Below are 7,245 nucleotides of genomic sequence, written 5' to 3'. Positions count from 1 at the left end.
CGCGCAGCAGGCGGGTGACATGCGCCAGCGCCTCGGCGAAGGCGAAGCTCATCTGGTGGTCGTCGAGCTGGCGACGGAAGAGGCGCGGCGTGATCTCGGCGGTGGTCAGCGGACCCGCGGCCACCATCTCCAGGATGTCGTCGCAGCGGTGGTCGTGATGGGCGCGCAGCTCGTCGATGCGCCGGTGCAGGGCGGTCATCGGCAGCTCGTGGCCGGGCAGGGTCAGGGTTCCGTCCGGCACCGTCGCCTTGATCGCGGCGAGCGAGCGGAAGAAGTGACCGAGCGGGTCGGCCTCCGGCTGCGGCGCGTGGACCGAGATGTTCGGCGTGATCCGCTGCAGCACCTGGTCGGCGGCGAAGAACAGCCCCTCGTCCCGGCAGAACAGCATGGCCTGGTCGGGGGCGTGGCCGCCGCCCTTGAGGATCTCGAACCGCCGCCCGCCGATATCCAGCGTCTCCCCGGCGTCGAGCGAGATGAACCAGGGCGGCATGCCAGTCAGCATCTCGAGATAGCGGTGCCCGCGCCCGACCACCGACTCGATCAGCGCGCCCGCCATGCCGTGGCGGCCGTAGAAGTCGCGATAGACGTCGCCATGCACCGCCTCGCGGCCCGAGATGTAGAAGCGCGCGGAGAGATATTCGGTCTCGCCCATGTGCAGGGGGATGTCGTGGGTTCGGCAGAGCCAGCCGGCGAGGCCCACGTGGTCGGGATGGTGATGGGTCACGATCACCCGGGTCAGGGGCCGTCCGCGCAGCGGGCCGGAAAGCGCGGCCGCCCAGGCCTCCTTGGTCGGTTCGTCGCCGATGCCGGTGTCGATCACCGCCCAGCCGTTCCCGTCCTCCACCGCATAGATGTTCACGTGGTTGAGCGCGAAGGGCAGCTTGAAGCGCATCCACATCACCCCGGGCGCGGCCTCGATCGCCTCGCCCGGCGCGGGGGGGGCGGCGAAGGGCAGGGGGGCTGCGTCGTGCGCGTCGCGGGGCATGGGGCGTCCTTTCCTGGGCGGGCGCGGCGCGCTTGCGGGCGCGCGCCCCGGGGGCCGGGCGACTCCATCGCCCGCCTGATATGGTCGCCTTAGCATACCAGCGCCCGCGCCGGACGCACGCGAAAACATTCCGGCGGGTATGGAGCGCCCGCGCGCCCGCGCGCCGACCCGCCTCGCCATGCGAAAGGGGCGCGCCGTCCCCGGCGCGCCCCTCTGCTTTTCGACCGTCCCGCCCGATCAGGCGGTGAACACGTTCACCGGCCCGTCGTCGGGCGCGGGCCCGGGCTTCGCCGCCGGCGGCGTGGTGTTGGGCGCATGCCCGTCCTTCCACACCCGGCGCATGATGAACACGAAGAACGCCGGCACGAAGGCCACCGCCAGCAGCGTGGCCGAGATCATGCCGCCCAGCACCGCGATGCCGATGGCGTTCTGCGATGCCGAGGACGCGCCCGTCGCCAGCGCCAGCGGCGTGACGCCGAGCGTGAAGGCGAGCGACGTCATCACGATGGGCCGGAACCGGATCAGCGCCGCCTCCAGCGTGGCGGAGACCAGGTCATGCCCCTCCGCCACCAGATCCTTGGCGAATTCCACGATCAGGATGGCGTTCTTGGCCGACAGGCCGATGATCGCGATCAGCCCGACCTTGAAGTAGACGTCGTTGGCCATGCCCTCGTTGATCACCGCCAGAACCGAGCCGATGGCCCCCAGCGGCACCACCAGCATCACCGCCAGCGGGATCGCCCAGCTTTCGTAGAGCGCGGCCAGCAGCAGGAACACGAAGACGATGGACAGCGCGATCAGGAACGGCGCCTGAGAGCCGGACTGGATCTCCTGCAGGCTCTGCCCGGTCCACTCGTAGCCGAAGCCCTGGGGGAGGTCGGCGGCCAGCCGCTCCATTTCCGCGATGGCGTCGCCGGTCGAATAGCCCGGGGCCGCGGCGCCGGAGATGCGCACCGACGGGTAGCCGTTGTAGCCCACGATCTGCAGCGGGCCGCGGGTCCACTCCACCGTGGCGAAGGCGGACAGGGGAGCCATGCCGCCGTTGACGTTCTCGACGTTGAGGTCGAGCAGGTCCTGCGGCTGCATCCGCGCCCGGTCGTCGGCCATCACCGTCACCCGCTGCATGCGGCCCGCATTGGGGAAGTCGTTGATGTAGGCCGAGCCGAGATTGGCCGACAGCGTGTTGTTGATGGTGGCGAACTGCACGCCGAAGGTGTTGGCCTTCTCGCGGTCGATGATCAGGCGCAGCTGCGGGGCCGCCGGCAGGCCGGAGATGCGCAGCCCGGTGACCACCTCGCTTTTCGCCGCCGCCGCGAGCAGCTGCTGCTTGGCCCCTTCCAGCGCCGCCGAGCCCGCGCCGTTGCGGTCCTGCAGGCGGAAGTCGAAGCCCGACGTGGTGCCCAGCCCCTGGATGGAGGGCGGGGACAGCGCGAAGGCGATGGCGTCCTTGATGCCGAGCAGCTTCATCGTGGCCCGCCCGGCGATGGCTTGGGCGCTGTCCGCCGGTCCGCGCTCGGACCAGTCCTTCAAGGGCACGAAGGCCAGCGCCGCGTTCTGCCCGACGCCCGAGAACGAAAAGCCCTGGATGGCGATCACGGTCTTCACGCCCGGCTCCTGGGCGAAGATGCCTTCCATGGTCTCGATCACGTCCATGGTGCGGTTGACCGAGGCCTCGGGCGGGGTCTGCATGTCGACCAGCAGATAGCCCTGGTCCTCGGCCGGCAGGAAGGCCGACGGCAGCTGGGTCCAGCCGTAGCCGAGCCCGCCCAGCAGGCAGAGATAGAGCAGCATCATCAGCCCGGCCCGCCGGATCGACAGCCGCGCCAGCCGGCCGTAGCCGTTCGTCAACCGGCCGAAGCCCTTGTTGAACCAGCCGAACGGGCCGCGCTTGGTCGCGTGATGCCCCTTGGCCACCGGCTTGAGGAAGGTGGCGCAGAGCGCGGGCGTCAGCGACAGCGCGAGGAAGCCGGAGAACAGGATCGACACCACCATGGTCATCGAGAACTGCTTGTAGATCACCCCGACCGCGCCCGGGAAGAAGGCCATCGGCACGAAGACCGCGGTCAGCACCAGGGTGATGCCGATGATCGCGCCCTGGATCTGGCCCATCGCCTTCTTCGTGGCCTCCTTGGGGGGAAGCCCTTCCTCGGACATGATACGCTCGACGTTCTCAACCACCACGATGGCGTCGTCGACCAGGATGCCGATGGCGAGCACCATGGCGAACATGGTCAGCACGTTGATCGAGAACCCCGCGACCAGCATCGCGGCGCAGGCGCCCAGCAGCGCGATGGGCACCACCACCGTCGGGATCACCGTGTAGCGGAAGCTTTGCAGGAACACGAACATCACCACGAAGACGAGGCCCACCGCCTCCGCCAGCGTGTGCAGCACCTTCTCGATGGAGAGGGCGACGAAGGGCGCGGTGTCGTAGGGGATCTGGTATTCGATGCCGTCGGGGAAGTAGCGCGCCAGCTCCTCCATCTTGGCGTGCACCGCCTCGGAGGCGGCCATGGCGTTGCCGGTCGGCGAAAGCTGGACGCCCACCGCCGCCGAGGGCTGGCCGTTGAGGCGCGACGAGTTGGTGTAGTTCTCGGCCCCGATTTCCACCCGCGCCACGTCCGACAGCCGCACGGAGGAGCCGTCGGCATTGGCGCGCAGCACGATGTCGTTGAATTCCTCGACATTCGAAAGCTGCCCCTCGACCATCACCGTGGCGGTGATCTGCTGGGAGGTCGGGTTGGGCGCGGCGCCGATCTTGCCGGCCGCGACCTGGGCGTTCTGGGCGCGGACCGCGGCGATGACGTCGGCCGCGGTCAGGTCGAGGCCCATCATCTTGTCGGGATCGAGCCAGATGCGCAGCGCCCGCTGGGCGGAGAACAGGGTGGCGCCGCCCACGCCCTCGATGCGCCGGATCTCGCCGATCACGTTGCGGCTCAGGTAGTCGCCCAGGCCCACCGGATCGACGGTGCCGTCGGTGGAGATCAGCGAGACCACGAGCAGGAACCCGGCCGAGGACTTGTCGACCTGGATGCCCTGGGTGGTGACCACCGTGGGCAGGCGGGATTCGACGCGGCGGATGCGGTTCTGCACGTCGACCGAAGCCTCCTGGATCCGGGTCCCCGGCTCGAAGGTCGCGGTGATCTGCACCCGGCCCGACGCGTCGGAGGTGCTTTCGAAATAGAGCAGCCCCTCGGCGCCGTTCAGCTCCTCCTCGATCGGTTTGGTGACGGTGAGGTAGAGGTCCTCGGGCGAGGCGCCGGGATAGTTGGTGGTGATGGACACCTGCGGCGGCGCCACGTTGGGATACTGCGCGATCGGCAGCATCGGAATGGCGAGAGCGCCGGCGATGACGATGAAGATCGCCACCACCCACGCGAAGATCGGGCGGTCGATGAAAAAGGCGGGCATCGGTGCGGTCCTCGGATCGTCGCGGGATCAGCCGGCGTTGGGCTTGGCGCCGGCTTCGGCGGCGGCGGCGGGCGCGGGCGCGTCGCCGCGCTTCCAGGGGGCGGCGGCGACCGGCGCGCCGGGGCCGATCTTCTGGAACCCCTCGACGATCACCTTGTCGCCGGGGGCCAGGCCTTCGTCGATCACCCAGCGGTCGCCGATCACGCGGCCGGCCTTCACCGGCCGCATCTGGGCGCGGCCGTCCGCGTCGACCACGTAGAGCAGCGGCTTGCCGCCCATGTCGCGCTGCACCGCCTGCACCGGCACCGCCAGCGCCTCGTTCTGCACGCCCTGCTCGATCAGCACCCGCACATACATGCCCGGCAGCAAGTCCCCGTCGGGATTGGGGAATTCGCCGCGCAGGATGATCTGGCCGGTGGACGCGTCGACGGTGGCCTCGGTGAACAGCAGCCGGCCCTTGTGGGCGTATTCGGACCCGTCGTCGAGCAGCAGGCGCACCTGCGCCTCGCCGGTCTCGGACCGGGTCAGCTGGCCGGCGGCATGGGCCCGGCGCAGCGCCATCAGCGCCGAGGCCGACTGGGTGAAGTCGGCGTAGACCGGGTCGAACTGCTGGATGGTGGCGAGGCTTTCGACCGCGTTGGCGGTGACCAGCGCGCCCTCGGTCACCCGGGCCCGCCCGATGCGGCCATCGATGGGCGCGCGCACATCGGCATGTTCGAGGTCGAGCTGGGCCGCGGCGAGGTTGGCGCGCGCCACCGCGACGCCGGCCTCGGCGATCGCGAGCTCGGCCGCCGCATCGTCGAACTGCTGGGCCGAGACCACCTTGCGCTCGCGCAGCTCGATCTGGCGGGCGTTGGACTGGGACGCGGCCTTGCGGGTGGCCTCGGCCTGGGCGAGCATCGCTTCGGCGCGCTCGACCTGGACCCGGAACGCATCGGAGTCGATATGGTAGAGCACGTCGCCGGCCTTCACCCGCGAGCCCTGCTGGAACACCCGCTCCACCAGGATGCCGGAGACGCGCGGCCGCACTTCCGCGATGCGGGTCGGCGCGATGCGGCCGGGCAGCTCATTGACCAGCGGGATGGCGGCGGGCGTCGCCTCGATCACCGCGACGGGGGAGGGCGGACGACCGCCGCCGCCGCCCGCCGGCGCGCCCGAAGCCTGTTCGTCGTCGCAGCCGGCCAGCAGCAGAGCCGCGATCAGGGCCGTGGCGGGGGCGGCGTATCGGTGCAGTCTCATCAAGGCTCTCCTTGTCCGCGTCGCGTGCGGACGGGGACGCGGACGGGGGCGGGCGCATCCTGCGCCCCGGCCTCCGTCCGCGCCGTGGCGTCGTGGGGATGGGTATCGGGCCAGTCCGCAGGGTCCTGCCCGGCCAGCCGCTCGATTTCCGAGAGCAGCGCGCGGCGGTCCTGCGGCGTGAATTCGTGGATGTCGAAGCGCTCGAGCGTCTGCAGCCCCTCCACCGCGAGGAAGGCGAGCATCGCCCCGCGGGGATTGCGGGACCCGGTCCGGATCTCGTCGATCACCCGGTCGAACTCGGCGCGGATCGGCGCGGCCAGCGCCGCGTCGAAGGCGAGCGCGCCGCAGATCGACATGGTGACCTCGCGGTCCTCGGAGGCGACCTCCTCGGCGGCGAAGGCGATGCGGGCCCGCACGCAGGCGTTGGGCTGTTCGCCGAGCGCGGTCTGCAGCGTGCGGATCCGCTCCGCAGCCTCGGCCAGCCGCCGCTCGACGATGGCCGCGACCAGCCCCGACTTGGACTGGCAGTCATAGAGCACGCTGGCCTTGGAGATCCCGGCCTCGGCCGCCACCGCCTCCAGCGTCAGGCGCGCGGCGCCGTCGCGCCGGACCACGGTCTCGGCGGCGTCGAGCAGCGCGTCCCTGTCCACCGTGCGGCGGCGTCCCATCCTGGCGGTTCCCTACAGTATTTCCGACCAGATGGTTGGGTATACGCCGCACTCCGCGTCGTCAACCGCGCTTCGGCCGCAGTGCAGCATCTTTTCCCGGCAAGGCGCGCGGTCTGGCGCGAATGTGATCGGAAGGGGTGCGCGCGGCCGACCGGCGAGGGGGCGCGGCAGCGCGCAGGCTCTTGCGCGCAATGCCGTTTCCGCGTCGCGCTCCCCGTTCGCGGAGCCTGCGTTTTCCGGGCGCAGACCCCTCTCCCGGGGCGGGGCGAGGCCTTCGGCCGCCGCGGCGTGCGGCGACGAAGCCCCGCAAGACGCTTGCGGCGCACCATCGTCCGTCGCAGGCTGAACCGCCCCGGGCCAGGCGCCCCGGCGGACCAGATCACGCAGACACGAAGCAGAAGGACCCGCGCGCATGACCGGCATAGGACTGGCGGCCGATATCGGAGGCACGTTCACCGACATCGTGGCCGAGCGGGGCGAGACCCGGGTCTCGGTCAAGGTGCTGACCACCCACGGCGCGCCCGAGAAGGCGTTGCTGGAGGGGGCGGAGACGGTGCTGGCCCGCATGGGCGCCGCGTTTTCGGACGTGACGGTGTTCGTGCACGGCGCCACGCTCGCCACCAACGCGATCATCGAGCGCAAGGGCGCGAAGACCGCGCTGATCGCCACCGACGGGTTTCGCGACGTGCTCGACATCGCCGACGAAAGCCGCTTCGACCAATATGACCTGATGATCGACAAGCCCGCCCAGCTGGTCCCCCGGGCGCTGCGCTTCACCGTGCCCGAACGGATGGACGTCAACGGCGAGCGCCTGCTGGCGCTGGACGAGGCCGCGGTGCGCGCGGTCGCGGCGCGGATCGTGGCCTCGGGCGCGGTGTCGGTCGGCGTCGCCTTCCTGCACGCCTACGCCAACCCCGCCCATGAGCGCCGGGTGCGCGAGAT

At 70.9% G+C, this 7,245-nt stretch carries 5 protein-coding genes; 1 reads left to right on the top strand and 4 read right to left on the bottom strand.

What is annotated here, in order from left to right; genetic code table 11:
- The 4 genes from ACTB72_RS19450 to ACTB72_RS19435 all read right to left on the bottom strand — a co-directional run.
- Positions 1-985: MBL fold metallo-hydrolase (locus ACTB72_RS19450; RefSeq protein WP_463038674.1), on the bottom strand; the 985-nt coding region annotated here is incomplete at its 3' end.
- 237 nt (positions 986-1,222) lie between these two features.
- The gene (locus ACTB72_RS19445; RefSeq protein ID WP_463038673.1) at positions 1,223-4,396 is read right to left on the bottom strand and encodes a multidrug efflux RND transporter permease subunit; all 3,174 of its coding nucleotides are present in this window, start codon (positions 4,394-4,396) and stop codon (positions 1,223-1,225) included.
- 27 nt (positions 4,397-4,423) lie between these two features.
- Positions 4,424-5,635 carry an efflux RND transporter periplasmic adaptor subunit gene (locus ACTB72_RS19440; protein ID WP_463038672.1) on the bottom strand — a complete coding sequence of 404 codons (1,212 nt, stop codon included), beginning with the start codon at positions 5,633-5,635 and terminating at the stop codon, positions 4,424-4,426.
- Positions 5,635-6,303 carry a TetR/AcrR family transcriptional regulator gene (locus ACTB72_RS19435; RefSeq protein WP_463038671.1) on the bottom strand — a complete coding sequence of 223 codons (669 nt, stop codon included), beginning with the start codon at positions 6,301-6,303 and terminating at the stop codon, positions 5,635-5,637. Before ACTB72_RS19435 ends, ACTB72_RS19440 begins: the two co-directional genes overlap by 1 nt.
- Before the next feature lie 412 nt (positions 6,304-6,715).
- Here ACTB72_RS19435 and ACTB72_RS19430 point away from each other — a divergent pair.
- Positions 6,716-7,245, top strand: a 530-nt coding sequence (locus ACTB72_RS19430) for a hydantoinase/oxoprolinase N-terminal domain-containing protein (protein ID WP_463038670.1), incomplete at its 3' end; no start/stop codon positions are given.

It is taken from the genome of Albimonas sp., from assembly GCF_055129145.1.
This window is presented reverse-complemented; position numbering and strand designations above follow the sequence as displayed.

What these genes read in the sequence shown, in the direction of transcription:
- ACTB72_RS19445 (WP_463038673.1), bottom strand. Translation starts at nt 4,396, where the DNA reads ATGCCCGCCTTTTTCATCGACCGCCCGATCTTCGCGTGGGTGGTGGCG.
- ACTB72_RS19440 (WP_463038672.1), bottom strand. Translation starts at nt 5,635, where the DNA reads ATGAGACTGCACCGATACGCCGCCCCCGCCACGGCCCTGATCGCGGCT.
- ACTB72_RS19435 (WP_463038671.1), bottom strand. Translation starts at nt 6,303, where the DNA reads ATGGGACGCCGCCGCACGGTGGACAGGGACGCGCTGCTCGACGCCGCC.